The 22,982-nt window shown below is 41.7% G+C and carries 21 protein-coding genes and 1 tRNA gene; 8 read left to right on the top strand and 14 right to left on the bottom strand.

The features are described from left to right. The first annotated feature begins 121 nt into the window (after positions 1–121). Complete coding sequence (locus tag MuYL_RS16465) at positions 122–775, top strand: HAD family hydrolase (RefSeq protein WP_094571602.1); 654 nt, start codon at positions 122–124, stop codon at positions 773–775. A gap of 115 nt (positions 776–890) precedes the next feature. After that, positions 891–1,658, top strand: coding sequence for a hypothetical protein (locus MuYL_RS16470; protein ID WP_094571603.1), 768 nt, complete (start codon positions 891–893; stop codon positions 1,656–1,658). A 72-nt stretch (positions 1,659–1,730) separates the two neighbouring features. Here the strand turns inward: MuYL_RS16470 and MuYL_RS16475 are convergent, their stop codons facing one another. The 4 genes from MuYL_RS16475 to MuYL_RS16490 form a co-directional block, all read right to left on the bottom strand. After that, the gene (locus MuYL_RS16475) at positions 1,731–2,447 is read right to left on the bottom strand and encodes an SDR family NAD(P)-dependent oxidoreductase (RefSeq protein ID WP_094571604.1); all 717 of its coding nucleotides are present in this window, start codon (positions 2,445–2,447) and stop codon (positions 1,731–1,733) included. Between the two features lie 28 nt (positions 2,448–2,475). Further along, positions 2,476–3,642 (bottom strand): diaminopimelate decarboxylase, encoded by a 1,167-nt coding sequence (gene lysA / locus MuYL_RS16480; RefSeq protein ID WP_094571605.1) that lies wholly within the window; start codon positions 3,640–3,642, stop codon positions 2,476–2,478. A 103-nt stretch (positions 3,643–3,745) separates the two neighbouring features. Next, entirely contained in the window at positions 3,746–5,056 is a 1,311-nt protein-coding gene (locus tag MuYL_RS16485) for an aspartate kinase (RefSeq protein WP_094571606.1), read from the bottom strand. 192 nt (positions 5,057–5,248) lie between these two features. After that, positions 5,249–5,776, bottom strand: a complete 528-nt coding sequence (locus MuYL_RS16490) for a hypothetical protein (protein ID WP_094571607.1) — start codon at positions 5,774–5,776, stop codon at positions 5,249–5,251. A gap of 105 nt (positions 5,777–5,881) precedes the next feature. Between MuYL_RS16490 and MuYL_RS16495 the strand changes: the two genes are divergently transcribed. After that, positions 5,882–7,291, top strand: a complete 1,410-nt coding sequence (locus MuYL_RS16495) for an alpha-L-fucosidase (protein WP_094571608.1) — start codon at positions 5,882–5,884, stop codon at positions 7,289–7,291. A gap of 64 nt (positions 7,292–7,355) precedes the next feature. Here the strand turns inward: MuYL_RS16495 and MuYL_RS16500 are convergent, their stop codons facing one another. The 4 genes from MuYL_RS16500 to MuYL_RS16515 all read right to left on the bottom strand — a co-directional run bounded on the left by MuYL_RS16500 (position 7,356) and on the right by MuYL_RS16515 (position 12,799). Continuing rightward, complete coding sequence (locus MuYL_RS16500; RefSeq protein ID WP_094571609.1) at positions 7,356–7,850, bottom strand: isoprenylcysteine carboxyl methyltransferase family protein; 495 nt, start codon at positions 7,848–7,850, stop codon at positions 7,356–7,358. Between the two features lie 99 nt (positions 7,851–7,949). Next, on the bottom strand, positions 7,950–9,002 hold the full coding sequence (locus MuYL_RS16505; RefSeq protein WP_094571610.1) for a type III polyketide synthase: 1,053 nt from the start codon (positions 9,000–9,002) through the stop codon (positions 7,950–7,952). Positions 9,003–9,111: 109 nt separating this feature from the next. Continuing rightward, positions 9,112–9,648 (bottom strand): hypothetical protein, encoded by a 537-nt coding sequence (locus MuYL_RS16510; RefSeq protein WP_094571611.1) that lies wholly within the window; start codon positions 9,646–9,648, stop codon positions 9,112–9,114. Positions 9,649–9,748: 100 nt separating this feature from the next. Continuing rightward, positions 9,749–12,799: a glycosyltransferase family 117 protein gene (locus MuYL_RS16515; protein ID WP_245845592.1), complete on the bottom strand. Its 3,051-nt coding sequence runs from the start codon at positions 12,797–12,799 to the stop codon at positions 9,749–9,751. Positions 12,800–13,059: 260 nt separating this feature from the next. On the opposite strand from MuYL_RS16515, the gene MuYL_RS16520 reads away from it, so the two are divergent. After that, positions 13,060–13,749, top strand: a complete 690-nt coding sequence (locus tag MuYL_RS16520; RefSeq protein WP_094571612.1) for a TapB family protein — start codon at positions 13,060–13,062, stop codon at positions 13,747–13,749. On the opposite strand, the gene MuYL_RS16525 is transcribed toward MuYL_RS16520, so the two are convergent. From MuYL_RS16525 to MuYL_RS16540, 4 genes are all read right to left on the bottom strand, one after another. Continuing rightward, on the bottom strand, positions 13,734–13,928 hold the full coding sequence (locus MuYL_RS16525; RefSeq protein ID WP_157740909.1) for a hypothetical protein: 195 nt from the start codon (positions 13,926–13,928) through the stop codon (positions 13,734–13,736). The genes MuYL_RS16520 and MuYL_RS16525 overlap by 16 nt on opposite strands. A 179-nt stretch (positions 13,929–14,107) precedes the next feature. Then, positions 14,108–14,980 carry a hypothetical protein gene (locus MuYL_RS16530; RefSeq protein WP_094571614.1) on the bottom strand — a complete coding sequence of 291 codons (873 nt, stop codon included), beginning with the start codon at positions 14,978–14,980 and terminating at the stop codon, positions 14,108–14,110. A gap of 107 nt (positions 14,981–15,087) precedes the next feature. Continuing rightward, positions 15,088–16,551, bottom strand: a complete 1,464-nt coding sequence (gene cysS / locus MuYL_RS16535) for a cysteine--tRNA ligase (RefSeq protein ID WP_094571615.1) — start codon at positions 16,549–16,551, stop codon at positions 15,088–15,090. 159 nt (positions 16,552–16,710) lie between these two features. Beyond that, the gene (locus MuYL_RS16540) at positions 16,711–17,667 is read right to left on the bottom strand and encodes an isopenicillin N synthase family dioxygenase (RefSeq protein ID WP_094571616.1); all 957 of its coding nucleotides are present in this window, start codon (positions 17,665–17,667) and stop codon (positions 16,711–16,713) included. Between the two features lie 188 nt (positions 17,668–17,855). On the opposite strand from MuYL_RS16540, the gene MuYL_RS23285 reads away from it, so the two are divergent. Then, a complete protein-coding gene (locus tag MuYL_RS23285; RefSeq protein WP_157740911.1) occupies positions 17,856–19,370 on the top strand; it encodes a DUF6600 domain-containing protein in 1,515 nt (504 codons plus the stop codon). Between the two features lie 87 nt (positions 19,371–19,457). Then, complete coding sequence (locus tag MuYL_RS16555) at positions 19,458–19,925, top strand: thioredoxin family protein (protein ID WP_094571618.1); 468 nt, start codon at positions 19,458–19,460, stop codon at positions 19,923–19,925. A 50-nt stretch (positions 19,926–19,975) separates the two neighbouring features. Here the strand turns inward: MuYL_RS16555 and MuYL_RS16560 are convergent, their stop codons facing one another. Next, positions 19,976–20,809, bottom strand: a complete 834-nt coding sequence (locus MuYL_RS16560; RefSeq protein ID WP_094571619.1) for a ferritin-like domain-containing protein — start codon at positions 20,807–20,809, stop codon at positions 19,976–19,978. Between the two features lie 11 nt (positions 20,810–20,820). Further along, positions 20,821–21,507, bottom strand: coding sequence for a ferritin-like domain-containing protein (locus MuYL_RS16565; RefSeq protein ID WP_094571620.1), 687 nt, complete (start codon positions 21,505–21,507; stop codon positions 20,821–20,823). A 605-nt stretch (positions 21,508–22,112) separates the two neighbouring features. On the opposite strand from MuYL_RS16565, the gene MuYL_RS16570 reads away from it, so the two are divergent. Together MuYL_RS16570 and MuYL_RS16575 are read left to right on the top strand one after the other, a co-directional pair. Continuing rightward, complete coding sequence (locus MuYL_RS16570; RefSeq protein WP_094571621.1) at positions 22,113–22,424, top strand: hypothetical protein; 312 nt, start codon at positions 22,113–22,115, stop codon at positions 22,422–22,424. A 236-nt stretch (positions 22,425–22,660) separates the two neighbouring features. Continuing rightward, positions 22,661–22,738 (top strand) — tRNA-Val (locus MuYL_RS16575). The last annotated feature ends 244 nt before the right edge of the window (positions 22,739–22,982 follow it).

The raw sequence follows: 22,982 nt of genomic DNA on the forward strand, positions 1-22,982 counted from the left end.
ATTATAATTAAATACGTTTAACAATACTGTTCAGATTTATTCCGCCATTATTTTATTAAACATTATTTTTGCCGAAAATGACGACTGTTATTTTAAACAGTCTGTATGCTAATTTATATACATGAAGGCCTTTATTTTCGACCTTAACGGCACCATGATTGATGATATGACCTATCATACCCGAGCATGGCAAACACTTTTTAATGATGAGCTGGGGGGCAACTTTACGTGGGATGAAGTAAAACCGCAGATGTATGGTAAAAACCCCGAAGTGCTGGTGAGAATGTTTGGGCCCGACCGTTTTACCATGGATGAAATGGTACACCTGTCGCTGGAAAAAGAAAAGAAATACCAGGCTGAATTTTTACCACACCTAAAGCTTTTACCCGGACTTAACACGTTTTTAGAGAAAGCGTACCAGCAGGGCATCCCAATGGCAATAGGTTCCGCAGCCATCCCTTTTAATATTGATTTTGTATTGGACAATCTTAACCTTAGGCACTATTTTAAAGCAATAGTAAGCGCCGATGATGTTATTTTAAGCAAGCCCCACCCCGAAACCTATTTAAAAGCGGCTGAATTGTTAAATGTTAGCCCGATGGATTGTATTGTGTTTGAAGATGTACCGAAAGGCGCAGAGGCGGCGGCTAATGCTGGCATGGAAACCGTGGTTATAACCACCACCCACGAAATTGATGAGTTTGATTATCTTAACAATATCTTGTGTTTTGCTAAAGATTATGAAGACGCTGCAGTGAAATCCATCATCAGTTAACGTCCGTTTAGCGTCCGGGGAGGATGCAATAAAGATAAAGGCTGTAGCGTTGCATAACCTTATTGCGTACCTGCGCTAAAATATATTATATCTTTAGCGTAGTAAACCCGGAATTATGAAATTGAAATTTTTACTCCCTTTGCTGGCTGTTGTCATACTATTTGCCTCTTGCTCTCATGTTTATACGCCCGCGCTTTATCACCAGGACATCGCCTATCAACCAAAACCTACATCTTTTGATACGGCTAAGTCATTAACTTATGTTTCGGCGGGGCTTGGCGGTTATTCCAATACTAATCTGAATGACCTGTTGATCAGCGGCCAGGTTAACATGAGCCGCGGCCACGTTTTCAATAATTTTAATATCGCTTACGGCGGCTTTGCTGTTTTTGGTGATTACCAGAATGGCTCGGGCGACAAAACTCAGCCCGAATACTTTAGCGATAAATTTTTTAGTGCTGTGGGCGGCAGGTTTTCGGCTAATGCGTTTGTAACCTCGGGCAATGTGGATTTTAGGTTTATCGGGATGGAAGCTGCTTACAGCCATGAATTTGGTAGTTATGCTGACTTCAGAAAATCATTAAATGCACAGGGTGGCTACTATGTTGACCCGCGAACAGATCTTTTTTCTATCGGCCTAACAACTGAAGTGATCTTTCACAATCGAAATGACAATACTTTCCAGCATGGCATCAGGGGCTTTTTAGGCACTACTGTTGGGCATAACAATTTGGATGACACCTATTATAGTGATGAGACTTCAACCTCAAGAATGTTTCGGAAGATCTATCCCAAGGCAAGCTATTTTATCACTTTTAAAAATTACTTCGGCACTTTTGAAGTGGGCAGTAATATTTTTGTACGATTTGGGTATAAGTTTTGAGTTAGCGGATAGAGATAAGGGACCAAAAGATGGAAGCAAGTTTTTAATAAGTATGTATCCCGGTGTTTTCTATTAAAGATTTTTATGAATAGCTTTAGGTAAGATCCAAAATAAGAAACCCACTATCCGCCAGCGTTTGGTAACGTAAACCACATCTCTTTTATTTTCAATGGCTTTATTGATCTGTAATGCCGCCTTTTCAACCGGTGCAACCCAAAACAGGTTCTCGCCTGCTGCCATAGCTGTATCCACAAAACCGGGGCGCACATCTGTAACATAAATTGGCAATTTGGTTTGCTTTGCTTTTTGCCTTAAGCCTTCCAGGTAGTTTATTTGGTAAGCTTTTGATGCAAAATAAGCCGGTGCCTGCCTGCTGCCCCTAACGCCGGCAATTGACGTAATTGCTACTAAATGACCGAAACTCTGCTTTTGAAAAAAGTTAAATGCCCAGTTTATTACGGCTGTAAAACCTGCAACATTTAACGTGTTAATACTTTGTTCAATACCTGTATCAAGCGCCGGATTAATTTTACCTGTTCCGGAGCTTACCACCAGCAGATCAAGCCCGCCAAGTTCATTAGTAAGCTGCTTAAGTTGCTGCGGAACTGCGTCAACATCGGTTACATCAAAAATGGATACAATAAATTGTTGGGGGTTTGTTGATTGAAGGTTTAGCAGCAGTTGGTCACGCCTGCCGGTTATACCAACTTTGTAGCCATTGGCAGCCAATAAAACAGCAAGCTGCCGGCCTATGCCTGATGATGCGCCTACAACAATTGCTTTTTTCATGCTTACTAAACCTTTAAGTTGTTACTTATTATTCTTCCGAATAAATGCTTGCCACCCTATCCCTCAAATTATATGACGAAGCCATTACCTCACCATAAGCACCTGCCGTGCGCACAGCAATCAGGTCGCCCCGGAACGATTCTGGCAGGTCAACGTCCTTTTGAAAACAATCCGTGCTCTCGCAAATGGGCCCAACCACATCGTATTTGTAACTTTGTGAATCCTTGCTTTCGGACTTCCTACTCAAATTCTCTATCAAATGATAAGCCTGGTAAAGCATAGGGCGGATAAGTTCTGTCATACCGGCATCTAAAACCAGGAAATTTTTCTTTTGACCGTTTTTAACATATAGCACCCTTGAAATTAAAGAAGCACTTTGCCCAACCAGTGCGCGCCCCAGTTCAAAATGAACCTCCTGACCGGGTTTTACATTTAAAAACTGTTTAAAAACCTTAAAATAGCTTTCAAAATCGCTGATGCTATTGGTATCCGGATTTTGATAATCAATACCCAGTCCGCCGCCTGTATTCAGCACTTTTATGGTAAAGCCGCGGTCTTCAAACCAATCCTGGATCTCGTTTATCCGCGTGCATAAGTTCTTGTAAACTTCCATATCGGTAATTTGTGAGCCAATATGGAAATGAATACCCAGAAACTGCAGGTTAGCGCAATTGCGTAATGCTGTGGCTACTTCAGGCAACTGCCAGGTATTAATGCCGAACTTATTTTCGTCAAGCCCGGTTGTTATAAAATGATGGGTGTGCGCATCAACGTTAGGGTTAATACGGATAGCAATTTTAGCTACCTTGTTTTTGGCTTTTGCCAGCTCGTCTATAACATGCAGCTCCTGGACAGATTCGGCATTAAAGCAAAAAATATCCTCGTCAAGCGCCAGGTTTATTTCTTTGTCAGATTTGCCGACACCTGCAAAAACGATATTTTCTTTGCCAAAGCCATGGGCTATGGCAGCCTTTACCTCGTTACCGCTAACACAATCCGCCCCAAAGCCGTACTCTCTTATAATATCAAGCACAAGCGGATTAAAATTAGCTTTCATTGCATAATGCACATGAAAACCATGTTTTGATGATGCCGCTTTGCAGGCTTCTAACGTTTTACGCAAAACATCCAGGTGATAGTAGTAAAACGGCGTTTCTAAACTTTGTAAACGGGCTATGGTATTTTTATCGAACATTTTCTATCTTATTAATTAGTGCCTCCCCTAAATCCCCTCCGAAAGGAGAGATCATAGCTCCGCACATTTTACAATCTTCTCTTTTGGAAAGAACCCGGTGGGGCTAAAAAAGCCTGTTATGTAAACTTCTTAAGGCCTCAACTTTGTCTGGGGTACCTACCAACAAGGACATGTTATGGTCGCTGCCCCCGTAAGAGATCATTCGCACCGGGATATGTTTTATGGCTTCCAGCACGCGGGCAGCATAACCATGTTTCTCGGCACCAAAATCGCCCACCACGCAAATAATGGTTTGACAGGTATCTATATCAACTGTCCCAAACGCCAAAAGCTCTTTTTTAATATCTTCCAGGTAGGTGGTGTCATCAATGGTTAGCGATACGGCAACTTCAGAGGTGGTTATCATATCAATTGATGTTTTATACCGTTCAAAAACTTCAAAAACACGGCGCAAAAAGCCATGCGCCAAAAGCATCCTGCTTGACTGGATCTTTATGGCCGTGATATCATCTTTGGCAGCTATTGATTTGATCCCATCCTTCTCGCTCGCTGCCGAAATCAGCGTTCCCGGAGCGGCGGGCTCCATAGTATTTAAAAGGCGTACCGGAATCTTATATTTTTGAGCGGGGAATACGCTTTGCGGATGCAGGATCTTTGCACCGAAATAAGCCAGCTCAGCCGCCTCATCAAACGAAAGCTGCGCTATAGGCCTGGTCCCCTTAACAATCCGCGGATCGTTGTTGTGCATCCCGTCGATATCCGTCCAGATCTGAACTTCCTCGCTGCCGATACCCGCTCCTATCAACGACGCGGTATAATCACTGCCACCGCGGCGCAGGTTATCAATTTCGCCAAAGCTATTACGGCAAATATAACCCTGGGTTATAAATAATTTATTATCGGGATGTTTATCCAGCAGAGGCAACAGGTGCGTGGTTATGTATTCAACAACCGGTTCGTTATCCTCGTCGGTCTTCATAAAATCCAGCGCGGGTAACAATACCGATGGAACACCAATTTCCTTTAAATAAACATGATATAATGTTGTGGAGAGCAGTTCGCCCTGCGCCAGTATTACTTTTTGTTCAATGGAGGTAAACAGGTCATTAGCAAGATTACTGAGCAGTTCAAAATGATAGTTAATTACTTCTTTACCCTGCTGAAGGTATTCGGGTGTGACAAACAGTTCCTTTATAAAGACTTCATATTTGTTTTTTAATGCACTGATAAGGCCTGTTGCTTTATTTTTATCACCTTCCAAATATGCCTGCCCTATTTCAACCAAACAATTTGTGGTACCGGACACTGCCGACAGTACCACTATCTGCCGCTGGGACGGATCAATAATATCAAGGAGTTTCCTCATCCTTTCAGGACTGCCAACTGATGTTCCGCCAAATTTTAAAACCTTCATTTTCCTGTTCCTGTTAACTCAAAACCAACTGAACTATTGTGCCAATTTTGAGGCGCTAAAAATAAGATTTTAAACTGCTTATAGCTAGCTATAAGCGAAATAAAATTTGGAATAACCAAGCTAAAAATTGGGACGGCGAAAGAATATGCTCTTTACAAGCCAAAAAGCAGGCTGAATGGCCTGACGTATTATTTAACGTTTGGCTGATTTTATTTTTCCTATATTTTTTCCTTTACCGGTTACATTTCGCTTCCCATCAATAAAATCTTTTATCCTTTCCGAAAATAGCAGGCAGCAACCAATAGCAAGCATTATAAGGCCATTGGTAACATAAAATGTACGGGTATTTAACCTGAAGATCTGCCCTGGTAAAAGGAAAACTTTTTGCAGTTTGCTCCAGCCTAAAAGGTCATAAAGCTTTAACACATAAATTAAAACAAATATTAGTACGGAGTTTAACCAAAACCAATTGCGTTTTAACGAAATGCGCCACGAAATGATATACCCGGCAATTGCGCCAACTAACCCGGCTTGCGCAACTAATTTCATGTCGAAATTCACCCTCGGCACATCGTTTATCCGGGCTTCAACCGGCAAAAAGATCAGGAAATTAAAATCGTATAAGTAGGCCAGCGTTTGAAAAGCGTAGATGAAAAACCATAACGCAATAAAATGAATTACCAGTAGCTTGATATTAAATTTCGAGAAAAAGCTTGCCATTGTACAAATTAGGTTTATGCAATTATAAGATTTTGGATGGACTTTACTGGTTAAAAAAATATTTATCTGCTACAAACAGCTTTCGTAAATTTTATAGATTTGGGAATGAATAAAAAACTGATCTCCTGCCTCCTTTTTTTGTCCTTTTTGCATCTGTCAAATATTGGTACCGCTCAAAATTCCGCCTCAAAAGCAACTGCTCCATTGTCACAACTCCAGCAGCAGTTTGTTGATCTGCGGTTCGGAATGTTTATCCATTTCAATATTCCGACTTATATGAACCAGGATTGGCCTGACCCGGACGCATCACCGGCGATATTTAATCCTACAAAGTTGAATTGCGACCAGTGGGCAAAGGCTGCAAAATCAGCCAATATGACCTACGGCTGTTTAACTACCAAACACCATAGCGGTTTTTGTATTTGGGATACCAAAACAACCGACTATAACGTAATGAACAGTCCCTTAAAAAAGGATGTGGTTAAAGAGTTTACAGATGCCTTTAGAAAGAACGGATTAAAGGTGATGTTATATTATTCTATACTGGATACGCATCACCGCCTGCGCCCCAACATGATCACGCCTAAACATATCGCTATGGTAAAAGCACAGATAACTGAACTGCTCAGTAATTACGGAGAGATTTCTGCTTTGATCATTGACGGCTGGGATGCCCCCTGGTCGCGTATTACTTATGACGATATACCGTTTGATGATATTTATCACCTGGTAAAATCGTTACAGCCCAACTGCGTAATAATGGACCTTAACGGCGCCAAGTACCCTGCCGAGGGTTTGTACTACACTGATATAAAAACTTACGAAATGGGTGCTGGTCAGCGTGTGTCTAAAGAAAGCAACCACATGCCTGCTTTGGCCTGCCTTCCGCTTCAAAAAGCATGGTTCTGGAAAACCAATTTCCCGAATGAGCCTGTTAAAGATGCGGCAAAACTGGTTAATGAAACCATTATTCCTTTAAACAATGTTGATTGCAATTTCATATTAAATGTTGCCCCTAACCGCGACGGTTTGTTTGATGACAATGCGTTGGCTGCGTTAAAAGAAATAGGTAAATTATGGCACAATGAAGGCTCCGTTAAAAAACTACCTGAACTTGATGCCCCAATCATTTCATCAAATATCGCTAAAAAACAACCGGCAAGCTCAAGCTGGAGTGATGACAGCAACATTATGGACCAGGCTAACGATGACGATTTTACATCGTCGTGGGTTTCCAATCCTACCGTTGATAAACCCTGGTACGAAATTGATTTTGATAAAGATAAGGCCTTTAATGCCATCAGTATAGCCGAGGAAAAGGCCAACATCAGCAAATACCGTTTAGAATATTTTTCAAACGGCCAATGGAAAACCCTTTTTGATGGTGAAAATAACAAAAGCGTAAAAGTTAACCGTTTTGAACGTGTTTGGGGTAGCAAGGTGAGGATGTGGATTGAAAAATCAGACCACCAGCCTTCCATAGCTGAATTTGGCGTGTATGATGAGCGGAGGTAGTGATTAGCGATCAGAGACTGAAGATCAGTTAAACTTTTCTCCTACTGATCTTCAGCCTCTAGTCTCAGACATCTGCCCAAACCTTATTTTCTACCGTAATTCTTACACTCAGCATAGCGGCATTTAAAATGGTGAAAATTATAGCTGTGTAGTACAAATGGAAAACTAACGGGATAAAGGCTATTTCACACACCACCTCTATGTAATTGGGGTGCTTTAAAAACCTATACGGACCGCGCTTTACCGGGTAAACTCCGGGAACACGGTAGATCTTTGTATTCCAGTATTTCCCCAATGACGACAGTGCCCAAAATTTAAATAGCAGGACTGCGAGGAAAACGCCAAGGAAAAGCCAACTGATCTCCGTCCCTCTCTTTAAATTATACTCGGCAATTATTGAAATTATGAACAGGGTATGCATGGCAATCATAAAAGGGTAATGATTTTGCCCATATTGCACAGCTCCCTGGCTTAATAACCATTTCTCATTACGGCGCGCTATAACCAGTTCCGAAAGGCGTTGGATGATCAGTAACGATATGAATATGATGAAGTACATTTTTAAGTTAATTGTGTGAGTGGTTGATTAAGTTACTTTTTGTCGGGTCTTAACTTGAGCTCAAACATAATCAACTCAATCCAACCCAATCTAACATAATCAACTAATCCGCAACAGCACCATTTCGCTCGAAAAACCGGGACCCATTGAAAGCATCAAGGCGTAGCCTTTCTGAAAGCCCTCGCGCATAAATTTTTCGAGCACATATAACACGGTAGCACTTGACATATTACCATAATTGTTCATTACCTCGCGGGTTGTTTTCAAAAAATCGCCCTCTACACCCAGCGTATCCTGGTAAGCATCCAGCACCTTTTTCCCCCCCGGATGAAAAATAAAGTTCTTGATATCACTCATCCGTAACTGATGCTTCGCCAAAAACTCGTCAATATCACCTTTGATGTGCTCATGGATAAATGAGGGAATATCTTTTGAAAACAGCACCTTAAAGCCTGTGTCCTGGAAATCCCAGCCCATTACTTCCAATGAATCATAATATAATTTACTCGATGCGTCAACGTAGCTAACTGCGCTATCATTTTTGTGATTGTCGCCTTTTACGATACAGGCCGCAATCCCGTCTGAGAAAAGACTTGAACCTATAAAATTACTTTTGCTGTAATCACTTTTTATCAGGGTTAACGAACACAACTCCACTGCAACCAGCAAAACAACAGCGTTCGGGTTTGCTTTGGCTACTGTATTTGCCTTTGCCATACCTGAAACGCCTCCACCACAGCCTAGCCCCCATAACGGCGACCGGTTAACATGGGGGTTGAGCCGCATACGATTAATGATCATCCCATCAAGGCTGGGAGTAGCAAGGCCGGTAGTAGAAACAAAAAGAATATCTGTAATGTCCTCCTTATTAATGCCTGCCTTTTTTATACAATCTTCTGCAGCCTGTACAGAATAATCCAAAGCAATATTTATGTATTCCTTATTTCTCTCCTCAAAAGTATTCGGTTTGGCGTAATAACTAAGCGGTTTACAAAAGTTCCGGTATTTGATCTCCGTGTTATCAAAGGCGAAGATCAGGCGGTTAGCTTCGGGAAAGTTTTCAGAAAATAACTCCAGGGCCTGCTGTTTAACTTTTAATTGATCAGTTTTATAGGGTAAGTCTATTTTTGCGGTTGCTGATATAAAGGGCATAAATATTTATTTATAAATACGTAGCTATTAACATGCCAGTTGTCTGAATAGTAAAAAAATAAAATAAACAAGGAAAAAAATTCACCGATGAGCAACTCTTTAAAAAAACTCATTCGCCTATAATATAGCCAATGGTGAATGCGGAATAGCTGAAGTTTGCGCCAATTACATTGTATGAAGCCGCAATCCTGATGTGGCCGGCTTCTAATCCTATCCGCCCTAAAAAACCTAATTTTATTGCGCCATAGCCCGAGGTATAAAATTGATCATTTTCATAATCGTATTCATTAAATATATAATGCCTTGTAAAAAGGCCGGTACCTATGCCTAAAAACGTGCGGGTGCGTCCTTTTGTAAAATAATAGTCGCTAGTTATGGCCGATGATCCGAAGAACGAAAAAAGCTCATCGTTATACTGTGCTTCGTATCCAAGCAACGCGCCTTCAAATCTTAACCCCAGCGCAAAATTTTGCGATAGATAATAATGGGGTTCAGCAACAAATGTCACTCCTGGTTTTACGCCAAACCCTTGGGAGGGAATAGCATAACCGGCACCCAGATCTGCTTTAAATGTCCCTTCGTTGGTTTGCGCACTGGTATAAAAGGCAAAACACAATAGCGTAAAGAGCAGGAATAATACTTTCATGAAAGGCTTATAAGTAAGATAAACTTACGAAGTTTAACCGGATAATTGAGCTGTTTTGGGATTTTCCGGAATAATCTTCGTAAGTTTTCTATAAAAGGTATTACCGCATTAATACAGCAAATTTCTTGCCGTAATCCTTAAGTTGGGCCTGCAATTGTTTGCTCAATTCCATTTCATTGTTATCACGTGTGGTATCGGCCATACTATTTAACAGCTGAATACCAAGCTGAACGGTACGATGGTCGATATTCGGCTTATTGTCTTTCAGAAGATTATAATTATAATCCAGCTGATCTGAAATAAAGCCTGCAACGCCTTTTACATATTTTGTAGCCAGCGTTTTATCCCCAAGATTATATGCAGTTTCCGCAAGGAAGAATTTATGGGTAGCAGTATCAATGTCTGGATTAATATCCGGCATTTGCTCATCAAATTTATGGATGGCATTTAAAGCCAGGTCACGGTGCCCGTCTTTGATCAGCCCCTGGGCCAGGTCGCTAAAAGTAAATTCCATGGTTAAATAGAATTGGGTTAATGATACGTCGTCCAAATATTTAGCCTTTTTATAATTACCGAATTTGAATTTATTCACAACATTATCGTACATCACCAGGCTATTGGTTTTAGTGAACCCTGCCGACGCCGTATCGTTTTTAAATGGGATGAGGTGATACACAAAGCCTTCTTTGTAAAGGTAAGGTTGCAAGCCAAACATGTTATCGGGTCCCATAGTTGTGGTAAAACATATTGGCCTGTCCCAATTGTTGTGTGCCATTATATCAATCATGGCCAGGTTATCTTTTGTAACGTAGTTGCCCGCAAATTTCCATTCCATAGCGCCGGCAAGTTTATCCTTTTGCTGCGGGGTAACCACCCCTTTTTTTACCACCTCATCCGGATTAATGGTGAGCTTAAAGTTTTTGGTTGGCAAATAGTTTAACACATCGCCGCTTTGGTAACTTATTTTGGTGCGACTATCATCAGATGTTATAAAATCGAATACATCCTTCACCTCTACAGATCCGGGTATTTTGGCATCGTTAAAGTAGATGACATCGCGGGTTCCTGCTTTATACTTGTCAAAGTTAAGCGTGATGGGCAGCGGCGCAGATTGGTTCATTTTTTTCTGCATCTGGTGAATGTACCAGTCGCCGCTAAACAAACTCAAACATACAATGCGCACATCCGGCCTGATGCCTTCAACTTCCTGGTCGTACCATAGCGAGTAAGTATCATTATCGCCATAAGTAAACAGGATAGCATTTTTGGGACATGAGATTAAAAAGTTATATGCCATGTCATGCGCGATCATTTTTGTCGACCTGTCATGCCCCTTCCACTCTTTAAAAGCCAGCAAAACAGGTACAGCGAGCATACATATGGCAAAGGAGCCGATTGCAGCAAACTTTGCATTCAGCTTTAAACGGGCAATTTCGGCCAGGGCAATTACCCCCAACCCTATCCAGATCGCAAAGGCATAAAATGAACCCACGTAAGAATAATCCCGTTCCCGGGGTTGCAGCGAATTTTGATTGACATATAATACTATTGCTATTCCCGTAAAAAAGAAAAGTAAGGCAATGACCAGGGCATCTCGTTTTTTACGTTTAAAATGATAGGCTGCACCCAACAAACCCAATACAAATGGCAGCGCATACAAAGGTGCATAGTTTGTTCCCTGCTTTATTGATTTGGGGAGATGTTTGCTACCATCAAAAATACCGCTTGTCCAGTTACCGTTTAAATCTTCGGTGCTTTGCTGCCCTCCCATTTCATTGTAACGACCAACAAAATTCCACAAAAAGTACCGGAAATACATCTGGTACATCTGCCAGCTGAACATCCATTTCATATTGTCTGCAAACGTGGGCGATTGCCCATCGGCCAGTTGCAGCCATTGCTTATAGAATTGTACATTTTGTGCATAATACGGGTCTGACTCCGTACTCCACATACGCGGCAAAAAGGTATTATGATCATACACATAATCTGATTTTCGGCCGGCACTTTCATACCTGGTTTTGCCCTTTTGATAAATGACGCCGCCATCCTTCTGATCAATAATCTTAGCATCAAAATAAGGCCCTGTCAACAAAGGGGTTTCTCCGTATTGAATGCGGTTCAGGTAGCTGTACAGGGTAAAGGCATTGTCAGGATGGGAATTATTCAGATCGGTATTGGCGGTAGCTCTTATGGGTATATAAACAAATGAACTATAGCCGAAATAAATGAAGGCCAGGCATAAAAGCACCATGTTTAGCATTGGCTTTTTACTGCGAATGCTGTACCAGATCCCCGCTGCAATAGCACCAGCTAATAACAAACAAAATACGGCCGCGCCGCTACCAAAGCCGAGGCCAAGAGTATTTACAAAAAAGAGGTCGGCCCAGGCTGCAAAATAAATAGTGTATCCCCTTATACCGAACTGGACCAGGCCAAGTATAACAATACTTATTAAAAAAGCCATTAGTCCGCTTTTAAGGGTGATGTTGTTATACCTGCGGAAATAATACACCATGGCAACAGCTGGGATAGTTAACAAGTTAAGTAAGTGGATACCAATAGAAAGGCCCACAATGTAAGCAATCAGCACAATCCATTTATCGGCACCAGCTTCATCTGCATGCGCATCCCACTTTAATATCGCCCAAAAAACAACTGCGGTGCACAATGATGATAAAGCAAATACGATGGTTTCAACAGCGGAGAACCAAAATGTATCGGTGTAAGTAAAGGCCAGCGCCCCAACCAACCCCGCCCCCATAATGAGGTATAGCTGCTGACCTTCGGCCGACCCGTCTTTGCTGTTAAGCAGCTTTTTGGCCAGTGCAGTTATCGTCCAAAACAAAAACATAATAGTTGCGCCGCTTGCGAGCGCCGACATTAAATTGGTGAAATACGGAACTTTGGCATTGTTGCCGAACGACAGTAAGGAGAACGCTTTACCCAGCATGGCAAATAAAGGATACCCCGGCTGGTGCGAAACCTGTAAGCGATAGGCGCATGATATAAATTCGCCGCAATCCCAAAAGCTAACGGATGGCTCTAACGTAAGGACATAAGTGGTTGAAGCAATTGCAAAGCACAGCCAACCTAGCATGTTGTTTATATTTTTATACTGCACAAGGGATGATGTGTAAAGTTTTGTCATTAGGTTTTGTTTAGTATTTGTTTTAAAGACCGGAGTAATGTAAATGCCCGATCACAACACCAATTTCCGTGTAATTTTTCATTCTGCGCTAAAATTTAACACCTGTTAACATACTTTAACAAAAGCTGTAAATGATTTAACATTTAGCCAATATGTTTTAATATTTAAGCTGACACACTGGAATTCAAACGATTAGTATTTATTTCATGAAAAAATATTAAATTTACTTTGTCATATTTCACCAATTATCAATCTGCCTTATGAAAAAGTTAATTATCACAATGGTAAGCCTGGTTACGGTACTAACTATTGGCTATGCCCAAACCTGCGATCAGTTTATCAATTCCGGTAACGGTAAGAAATTTGTTTATGCCAACTTAGATGCTAAAGGTAATAACCAGGGCTCTGTCAGCTATTCCTCAGTAAAAAAAGACGCGTCAACCCTTACTTATCACAACGAGGTGGCTGATAAAAACGGGAAGACAATAGGCACCGGCGATTTTGACATGACCTGCAGCGGCACGGCCATCAAAATAGATATGAAGTCATTTATCCCGGCATCCTCATCAAAACAATTCAGTAATATGCAGTTTGAAGGCGACGGTAAATACCTGACCTATCCGCTTAATTTGAAGGTTGGCGATAAGTTGGAAGACGGATCGGCAGTAATTTCGGTAATGAACAATGGAAGTAAATTTTCCGAAATGCAAATCAATATGACCAAAAGAACGGTTGAAAACAGCGAAACGGTAAAAACCGATGCGGGCACCTTTGATTGTTTTAAGATAACCTACGATTCGTATTTTAAAGCTAAAATTATGGGGATAGGTATCCCAATCAATATGAAAGTAATAGAATGGTTTGCGCCAAAGCTGGGGCGCTTTGTAAAATCAGAAACGTACAGAAAAGAGAAACTTGCAGGCAGTATGGTGCTTCAATCAGTAAACTGATTTCCCGATGGCTCACTGGCTATAAGTTCTTCTATTTTATTATCAATTAGCACAATGGACTGCTGAAGCGTATAAACGTAAGGGTTTGTTTGATGATCAGTGCCGGTGGTAGCTGTTAAATACTTAAGGACTTCGGTAATTCGCTCTTTTGATCGCTGGAATTTGTTTAAATCGGCCATAATCATTATTTAATTAACACTATTACGCGCAACGTGCCGCAACAGTTGTAAAAGGTTATCAACAACCATCGGTTTATCAACAATATTACCTGAATGTTACATTATTATACTCAATTGATTAAAAAACAAAAAGGCCGGTAAAATACCGGCCTCTTAATTTTAGCTGAATCCTGGTTTAATTACTCATTTTCTATGGCTGAAAACGCTTCCAGCAAAACATTCCATTTGTGATTTTTATCAAGTTCCCAAACACGAACGTAATTGAAGTTACTTAATATATTCCCTTTTTTTATACGGGCTTTTCCATAGGTGTAAGCAAGATCGTTGCTGGTTGAGCGACCTGCGTTTACCGTTTCGGCACTAATAGAAATACCTTCGTTGCTAAGAAATTTCATTACCTGTTCGCGGCCTGTTAGAGGATCGAAACCAGGGAAATAAAAATGACCTTCAAGGCTCAAAAATTCTTTATAAGTTGCCAGTGCAGAAATGGTCAATGAATGGTTAAACAATTCGTCAGTGGCAAGAATGATTTTCTTTCCGTTGAAAGGATCTTTACTTGGCGCTACTTTTTTATCTGCACCCGGACTCCTGAAATCAGTCAAAGCTTCTTTTTCAGGCTCTGGATGTTGTATGCCAAGGTCAATTAATAATCTCAATTTACCTTCAGCGTCCCTGCGCCAAATAGAAACATAGTCGCCATATACCTTATCATCGTCGGTTTTGCCGTTTTGATAAATATATGGGCCTGCAGAAAACCCAAGATCGCCATTGCCGGAGATTCGGGCAAAATCAGGCTTCCAGCTCAATGAACCAGACTGCTTGTCAATATTGTTGTAAAATTCAGTTATGTTAACAGCATCCGGTTTAAAAACGATCCCTTCAGGGTCGGCAACAGTTAAAAATGCATTTTTTATTCCTTTGCGCTCAACCAGTTTGTTGAAGTTTTTTTCAGCTTCAATAACTTTATTTACATCAACTGGTTCAGTACTTTGTGCAATTGATACGCTATTTACGCCAATTAATATAACAGCGGCTAATAATATTTTCTTCATTGTTTTTTATAGATATACAGGGTAAAATTATAATTATTTGTAAGCGATTCACAAAATGATATTAAATTTTGAGGCCGCGCAACCAAGCTGTAACGTAATTTATCGAATTAAATTTTACTCCAGTTGGTACCTTCTTTGCTATCATTTAACTGAAAGCCTATCTGCTGTAAGCCATTCCTTATCTTATCTGATGTTGCGTAATCATGGTTTGCTTTGGCTTCGTTCCGTAAGGTAACAACCAGGTTTAGTACTTTCGGCAGGTCGTCATTTGCTGCCTGTTCGCTTTTAAGGCCCAATATATCAAGCACAAAAGTATTCATCAAATTTTTTAACATTTGCAGGTTAGCTGCGTCAATTTTCAGTTTACCGTCATGTACAGAGTTAATGATCCGGCTGGCTTCAAAAAGCTCGGCAATTAATACCGGGCTATTAAAATCATCGTTCATAGCAGCATAGCAACGCTCAAGCAATGGCTGTATTTCAACTTCGGTAATGGCAGAAACTTTTAATCCGTCAACCAGGCTAAAAGCATTCATTAAGCGCTTAAATCCCTTTTCAGAAGCTTCCATAGCATCGTTTCCAAAATCGAGCGTGCTGCGATAATTAGCCTGTAACATAAAAAACCGCACCGTCATAGGGCTGTAACCTTTTTTTAAGATTGAATTTTCGCCCGAAAAAAGTTCATGAGGTAAAAAGCTGTTGCCTAAAGATTTTGACATCTTTTGGCCATTTACCGTGAGCATATTGGTGTGCAGCCAATAATTTGCAGGGTTTTTACCACAAGCTGCTACGTTTTGCGCAATCTCGTTGGTGTGGTGTGTTGGCGCCAGGTCAATACCGCCGCCATGAATGTCAAATTGCTCGCCCAGGTATTTATTGCTCATTGCAGAGCACTCCAGGTGCCAGCCCGGAAAGCCAACACCCCATGGCGAAGGCCATTTCATCAGGTGTTCAGGTTTTGCTTTTATCCACAGGGCAAAATCAAGCTTACCGTGCTTTTCTTCCTGTCCGCCAAGTGTGCGGGTATTATTTAACAAATCTTCCAGGTTACGGCCATTCAAAATGCCATAATCCTGGGTTTTATTATATTTTTCAACGTCAAAATATATTGAACCGTTAACTTCATAGGCGTAGCCCTTATCCATAATGGCCTTTACCATCTCTATTTGCTCAATAATATGGCCGGTTGCAGTGGGCTCTATACTGGGCGGAAGAATGTTAAACACGTTCATTACGTCGTGAAAACCTACTGTGTACTTTTGTACAATTTCCATGGGCTCCAAATGGGCAAGTTTTGCTTTTTTCGAGATCTTATCTTCGCCCTGATCGCCGCCATCGCCTTCCAAATGCCCAGCGTCGGTAACATTGCGCACATAACGCACTTTATAACCCAGGTGAGTAAGGTAACGAAATATCAGGTCGAAAGAGATATAGGTACGGCAATTGCCCAGGTGTACATCGCTATAAACGGTAGGCCCGCAAACATACATGCCTACATGGGGCGCGTGCAGCGGTTCGAATTTTTCTTTTTTGCGTGTTAAGGTGTTGTAAACAAACAAATTTTGTTCCATGAGCGCAAATATAGTGATTGGAGATTAGTGAATAGCGGTTAGTTGAAAAATGGAAGCCAGTTAGTTGGAGGTAATTGTTAGAGATTAGAGATTGCCAGCCGGTGAAACATCTACTTCCTGATCCTTAATGTTTAACCTTAAGCCTCCAATCTCTAAAACTTATTTCTTCAAGCCAATTTCCCTCAGTCGTTCATCTAAATAGGCTCCGGCCGTAATATCTTCATATTGTTTGGGGTGGGTTGCATCTATGCATTGTGGAAGGCAGGCCAAGCTCATATCCGCTTTGGGATGCAGGAAGAAAGGTACCGAATAACGCGAATTTTTCATCAGCTCGCGCGGCGGGTTTACTACGCGGTGCGTAGTTGATTTAAGTTGATTGTTAGTTAACCGTTGCAGCATATCGCCAACGTTAACAACCAAATCTTCGCCATGAGCCTTTACCGGAAACCAGTCATTATCACGGGTAAGCACCTCCAGCCCATCAGCGCTGGCACCAATTAACAGGGTGATCAGGTTAATATCCTCGTGTGCACCGGCACGTACCGCATCATCAGGCAAAGCATCAGGGTTGGTAATAGGGAAATAATGCAGCGTACGTAGTATGGAATTCCCGTTATGCACTTTACCATCGAAGTAACTTTCCGGCAGGTTTAAATATACGGCTATTGCCTGTAATAAATGCTGACCGATCCATTCCAGCTTTTTATAGACCTGCAAAGTGGTTTCATTAAATGACGGCAACTCTCCAACAGTTAAATTATCAGGGTATTCTGCCTTAAGGCTTTCATCATCGGTTACTGTTTGTCCAATCTGCCAAAACTCCTTTAAATCAGGTGCCGTGAAGCCTTTAGCGGTTTCCTTTTGTTTACCGGTATAGCCGCGCTGGCCTGCAAGGCCCGGGATCTCGTACTTTAACTTTACCTCGTCAGGTAATGCAAAAAGTGCCGTTATATCTTCATATAATTTATCTATCAGCTGTTTATCCAAACCATGGTTAGTGATAGTTACAAAGCCTGTTTCGTTAAATGCCTTACCTATTTCGTCCGAAAATTGTTTTCGTTCCCCACTGGTTCCTTCCGTATATAAATTCAGATCAAGTCTCGGAATGTTTATCATATTTTTTGGGTCTATTTATTTTGTAAAACTATTTAAATTAAAAATAGTTGTAAAAAAAATATACAAATAGGACTTCCATAAAACAATATTGCGGACTTTACCTTTTATGATTTTTAAAGTCATACCAATAAAATATTTAAAAAAGGCGAATCAATTTAGGTGAAGACACCCGGTAAATATGAATAACTATGAGAACATTAAATAAATTGTGGGGAACAGGCTTATTAGCCTTGTTACTTTTAGCAGTGTCCCCAAAACAAAGCAAGGCGCAGGGAGACGAATATATTTCAGACCAGGAATTTTATGATGACCTGGAGCCCGATGGTACCTGGATCAGCGATCCGCAATATGGCAATGTATGGGTTCCTAATGCCGAAGAAGGCTTCAGGCCTTATGCAACCCGCGGCCATTGGGTTATGACCGACTATGGGAACACATGGGTATCTGATTACCGTTGGGGATGGGCCACTTTCCATTATGGCCGCTGGCGCTATGACGATTATTATGGATGGGAATGGATCCCGGGTCATACCTGGGCTCCAGCCTGGGTTAGCTGGAGACATGGTGGCGGCTATTATGGATGGGCACCTTTGCAACCGGGCATCAGCATAAATATATCTCTTGGTGGCGGATACCACGTGCCCGATAATTACTGGGTTTGCGCACCGCAGGAATACATAAACAGGCCAAATATTTATAATTATTATGTAGCGCCACAGAGATCAGTTACCATAATACGCAACACTACCATTATTAACAACACATACGTTAACAATAATGTAACTTATATTGCCGGCCCACGCAGAGACGATGTAAGGCGCTATACCCGCCAGGAAGTACCTGTGTACAAAATAAACAATGACAGAAGGCCCGGCGCTGTACGGGTTGAAAACAACACATTGAATATATACAGGCCTGCAGTAAACAGGACGCCAAACGCCCAGCCTGCAAGGGTTGTTGATGCCAATGCTTACAGGCAGCAAAACCCTAACCAGGCAATAGCACACAGGGGTAATGGCGCACCAGCCTACAATCGAGTTAACGCAGGACGCCTGGCGCAAGCTGCTAGAGACCCAAGACCTGATAATAAAGTTGTGCGCGTTAACCCGGTACCTAACCGACAGGCACCGCCTGCTGGCAGACCGGCTGTTAACCCCGGACAGCAACGCCAGGAGCAACAGGTTCAACAACGTCAGCAGCCGGTACAACAACGCCAGCAGCAGGAGCAACAGCGTCAGCAGCCGATACAACAACGCCAGCAGCAGGAGCAACAGCGTCAGCAGCCGGTACAACAACGCCAGCAGCAGGAGCAACAGCGTCAGCAGCCGATACAACAACGCCAGCAGCAGGAGCAACAGCGTCAGCAGCAGCAAGCACAACAGCGCCAGCAGCAACAAGCTCAACAGGTTCAACAACGTCAGCAGCAGCAAGCACAACAGCGCCAGCAGCAACAAGCTCAACAGGTTCAACAACGTCAGCAGCAGCAAGCACAACAGCGCCAGCAGCAGCAGGAACAACAGGTTCAACAACGTCAGCAGCAGCAAGCACAACAGCGCCAGCAGCAGGAACAACAGGTTCAACAACGTCAGCAGCAGCAAGCGCAACAGCGCCAGCAGCAACAAGCTCAACAGGTACAGCAACGCCAGCAGCAGCAAGCACAACAGCACCAGCAGCAGCAACAGCATCGCCCTAATCACGAATAAGGGGCTGTTATAAATTAAATGCAAAAAAAACAGCACCTGTAGTGATCTTTATGTTACAGGTGCTATTTTTATGACCTAATTGTAAACATGAAATATCTTTTTAAATCGGCACTTTTTAAAAATGCATTGCAGCTGGTGCTGGTAGCCGGATTAGCTTTTACAGGCACTTACCATCATCCTGCTATTATAGCAGATAAAAACCCGTCGCATATTGTTTTTATTGAAGACTCATGGGATGAGGCGTTAAAACAAGCTGCAAAGCAAAACAAATATATTTTTGTTGATGCCTACGCTACCTGGTGCGGACCCTGTAAAATGCTTAAGGCGCGAACTTTCACAGATGATAAAGTTGCTGAGTTTTACAACAGCAATTTTGTAAATGTTTCTATTGATATGGAGAAAGGCAGGGGGCCAGAGCTGGCCAGGGCCTGGCAATTGCGCGCCTACCCTACCCTTATTATATTTGATAAAAAAGGAAAGCCGGTTTTAGGAACGGTAGGTTTTATAAGTGCAAGCGAGCTGCTAAGATTCGGCCATGAAGCGCTGCGCAAATAAAAAAACCGGGGCCAAAGCAGCACCCGGTTTAAATATCATTCCTTTTATTATTATTTAAAGAACGGTTTTACAATAGCCAAAACAGCAGCCATGCTTAATGGCTCATCAAATGCTTCAACCGCAACGCCATATGCGGTAGAATTACCATATATTGAAGGTAACTTGGTTACATCAACACCGCCCTGCATTACATTGTTTTCACCTGCATAGCTTGCATCAACTGCAGCGCCGATACCGGTATCGTTTGACAGGCCTGCGTTTCCGGTTATCCAGGGAGCGATGTCAACTCCGCGGGATGCGCGTATCTGGCGGATAACCGATGCGTGGCGGGCCTCAACTGCATGAATAGAAAGCGCGGCACCCAAAACCACCTGATTACCGAGTAAATTTGGTGCCTGCCCCTTGTAGGCGCGTACACCAGTATCTTCAAACACATTGGCAACTGCCAAAAATGTATCGTAATTTGACAATACGGTTGGGAACGCCCCGCCCGCAGTTAAATCAAAAGCAGGCATGGAAACTGCGGCCGTTCCCAAAACAGATTTCAAAAACGCCACGTGCTGGTTCTCATCACTTTGGATCTCTGCCACATAACCTGAATTATTATTGGGGATTAACCCTGAAGCCGCAGCCCCCTGGTTGTAGAAATAAGACTCGAGGTATTCAAGCGTTAAAGCAAAGTTTAAAACATCGCTCACTGCTGCCGGAGCAGCTGCGCCATAAGCCTTTTTAAACACGGTTGCAAATGCCATTGGCAACGCAGCAATAGCTACTTTTGAACCAAAGCTTGTTATATTTTTGATCGCAGCGCGACGCGGACTCATGCGTTCGGCTATTTCGGGATCAACGGTTTCTAATTGTTCTATAATATTAATTAAATTCATGGCGATGTTGATTAGGCTTTATATCCAAAATTAGACGCACTCACTTTAGTTTTCAGGAAGGTGTTGGCAATAGGTAAAACAACCTTAATCTCGTTAGATTGGTTTAGTCCATTACTGTCAACCACATCGCTGCCGGCAAAACTTCCCGGGCTGATCATTTCACGGATCAGGGCGGCGTGCCTTGCTTCTACCGATACAATTTTACCGGCTATTGTTAAATAATCCGGGTTAGTGATCAGGTAGCCTGCACCACCATAAGCACTAACGCCCAAATCCTCGAATGCCTTAGCTGTAGCCAGAATCTGGATGCGGTTTTTAAAATCAAGGGAACTAAAGTCAACAGTTAACCCTATTATCGCACTCGATCCTAAGGCTGCTTTAAAAAATTCCCTGTGTAAAATTTCATGATCGCGGATTGACGTCAGTAATTTTTTTTCGTGATCAGACATTCCTGTGTAGGGATTTGCCACCACAGCAGAGTAAAATGCAGCTTCCAGTTGTTCCAGCGCGTAAGCGTAATTAAGGATCCCGGTATCACCCGAACCAATATCAACACCATTATAAGTTTTGATGTGGTCTTTTTGGCAGCCTGCCGTAGCCAAAAGGCCAACGGAAGCAGCGCCTACACCGGCATAGCGTAAAAATGACCGCCTGGGCATGTTTGCGCTATCTACGTTTTTTAGTTCTTCTGTTTTCATAGATGTGAATGTTTAATTATCAAAAAATTGGTATTTGTTGTACTTACGTAGATTTCACTGAGGGCGGTTTCGGCTTTTTAATTAAAAGAACAGGAGTTTAATATTTAGTGAAATAATACATAGAAAACTCACTCATTCGACAAATTGTTTCGTTATTTGAAACCTAATTAACACAACGTAAGGGACTATTCTTAAGGGTTTTAAACTTATGATCAGGAGTAACTGAGGAAATAAAAAATTTAGCGTCGACGAAAAATAACGACTGTAAATTATTGGACTGTACGGAGTTTTGAAAATGAGAAAAAAAGACCGGAAAACTCTCGCAGTGTTCCGGCCCTACATCTACCTATGAAAAACAACCCTTTAGGGGGGCATCTTAATTAACTCAAAAGCAATGCCATTAAACAAACATTATTTAAAAGCCTATAAACAGCCTTTGCTTTTCCTATAGAGAAAACAAAACGAGGAATTATTTACTCGCCCCAATGGAATAATTTTACACAAATAGATTAACCGTGTAATTCCCGCACAATTGCCTTTCTTTTTCACATCACAACATCGCTAATAATTTGTAAACCATAACCTAATAATGTTGTTAAGCTTATATGGATTACAATGTATATTTATTAGCAACCGATCCGAATAATCCTTGCAGGGATGTTATTCACTCCAGGGACACCCATTTAAAAATACGGGTATTTTGCCTTAATGAGGAGACTTTTCACCCCGATAGCAACGAAATACAGCTTTATGGTTACGCCAAAAAGAAACTATATGCCTTTGAAACCATAAATATTGTAGCTGAAGACGCGCTTGATGTAGTTGGAGCCATCCAGTGGTACGCCGAATATATTGATTTCCCCGAAATGGAAATTCTCCCGGATGACCCGCGTGCCGACCAGCATATTGCCATGTAATTTGCGACAAATTATTTATTTACCTCTTGAAACCTAAAAAAGTCGGCATAACCAATTTTTATTTAAATTATAAGTAACTGTTAATAATATACTTACAGCGCAGGTTTTATTGCTCAAAAATAAATCAATAAAAAAAGTAAAATATTTTTTGAAAAATAGCAGATACATCCTATATTTGCATTCCCAAAACGGACGGAACATCACTGCTCAAAACGTTAAAAGGATCACAACAAAAAGGGAGTTTAGCTCAGCTGGTTCAGAGCATCTGCCTTACAAGCAGAGGGTCACTGGTTCGAACCCAGTAACTCCCACCAAAAAAGCCTCTTACAGATAATCTAAGGGGTTTTTGTTGTTTGCACTATTACGGAGCAATCATACAGGCAATATCTGATAGTACAGTGTTAGTACGCCGTTAGTACATTCAGGTAACAATAGACTCCAATTTATGGTTATCTTCAAGTTGCTTCTTAACGACAAGAGGCCAAAGTCGGACAACCTCTACCCTATTGTGGTTAGCGTAACTTACAATCGTAACAACACGCTTACAACTGGAATAAC

This window comes from Mucilaginibacter xinganensis, from assembly GCF_002257585.1.
Taxonomy (GTDB): Bacteria; Bacteroidota; Bacteroidia; order Sphingobacteriales; family Sphingobacteriaceae; genus Mucilaginibacter; species Mucilaginibacter xinganensis.

Bases quoted from the DNA above. Each gene is read 5' to 3' on its own strand.
- lysA (WP_094571605.1), bottom strand. From the start codon at position 3,642: ATGTTCGATAAAAATACCATAGCCCGTTTACAAAGTTTAGAAACGCCG.
- MuYL_RS16490 (WP_094571607.1), bottom strand. From the start codon at position 5,776: ATGGCAAGCTTTTTCTCGAAATTTAATATCAAGCTACTGGTAATTCAT.
- MuYL_RS23285 (WP_157740911.1), top strand. From the start codon at position 17,856: ATGAGAACATTAAATAAATTGTGGGGAACAGGCTTATTAGCCTTGTTA.
- MuYL_RS16560 (WP_094571619.1), bottom strand. From the start codon at position 20,809: ATGAATTTAATTAATATTATAGAACAATTAGAAACCGTTGATCCCGAA.
- MuYL_RS16540 (WP_094571616.1), bottom strand. From the start codon at position 17,667: ATGATAAACATTCCGAGACTTGATCTGAATTTATATACGGAAGGAACC.
- MuYL_RS16510 (WP_094571611.1), bottom strand. From the start codon at position 9,648: ATGAAAGTATTATTCCTGCTCTTTACGCTATTGTGTTTTGCCTTTTAT.
- MuYL_RS16470 (WP_094571603.1), top strand. From the start codon at position 891: ATGAAATTGAAATTTTTACTCCCTTTGCTGGCTGTTGTCATACTATTT.
- MuYL_RS16515 (WP_245845592.1), bottom strand. From the start codon at position 12,799: ATGACAAAACTTTACACATCATCCCTTGTGCAGTATAAAAATATAAAC.
- MuYL_RS16565 (WP_094571620.1), bottom strand. From the start codon at position 21,507: ATGAAAACAGAAGAACTAAAAAACGTAGATAGCGCAAACATGCCCAGG.
- cysS (WP_094571615.1), bottom strand. From the start codon at position 16,551: ATGGAACAAAATTTGTTTGTTTACAACACCTTAACACGCAAAAAAGAA.
- MuYL_RS16505 (WP_094571610.1), bottom strand. From the start codon at position 9,002: ATGCCCTTTATATCAGCAACCGCAAAAATAGACTTACCCTATAAAACT.
- MuYL_RS16555 (WP_094571618.1), top strand. From the start codon at position 19,458: ATGAAATATCTTTTTAAATCGGCACTTTTTAAAAATGCATTGCAGCTG.
- MuYL_RS16495 (WP_094571608.1), top strand. From the start codon at position 5,882: ATGAATAAAAAACTGATCTCCTGCCTCCTTTTTTTGTCCTTTTTGCAT.
- MuYL_RS16520 (WP_094571612.1), top strand. From the start codon at position 13,060: ATGAAAAAGTTAATTATCACAATGGTAAGCCTGGTTACGGTACTAACT.
- MuYL_RS16485 (WP_094571606.1), bottom strand. From the start codon at position 5,056: ATGAAGGTTTTAAAATTTGGCGGAACATCAGTTGGCAGTCCTGAAAGG.
- MuYL_RS16465 (WP_094571602.1), top strand. From the start codon at position 122: ATGAAGGCCTTTATTTTCGACCTTAACGGCACCATGATTGATGATATG.
- MuYL_RS16530 (WP_094571614.1), bottom strand. From the start codon at position 14,980: ATGAAGAAAATATTATTAGCCGCTGTTATATTAATTGGCGTAAATAGC.
- MuYL_RS16525 (WP_157740909.1), bottom strand. From the start codon at position 13,928: ATGGCCGATTTAAACAAATTCCAGCGATCAAAAGAGCGAATTACCGAA.
- MuYL_RS16475 (WP_094571604.1), bottom strand. From the start codon at position 2,447: ATGAAAAAAGCAATTGTTGTAGGCGCATCATCAGGCATAGGCCGGCAG.
- MuYL_RS16500 (WP_094571609.1), bottom strand. From the start codon at position 7,850: ATGTACTTCATCATATTCATATCGTTACTGATCATCCAACGCCTTTCG.
- MuYL_RS16570 (WP_094571621.1), top strand. From the start codon at position 22,113: ATGGATTACAATGTATATTTATTAGCAACCGATCCGAATAATCCTTGC.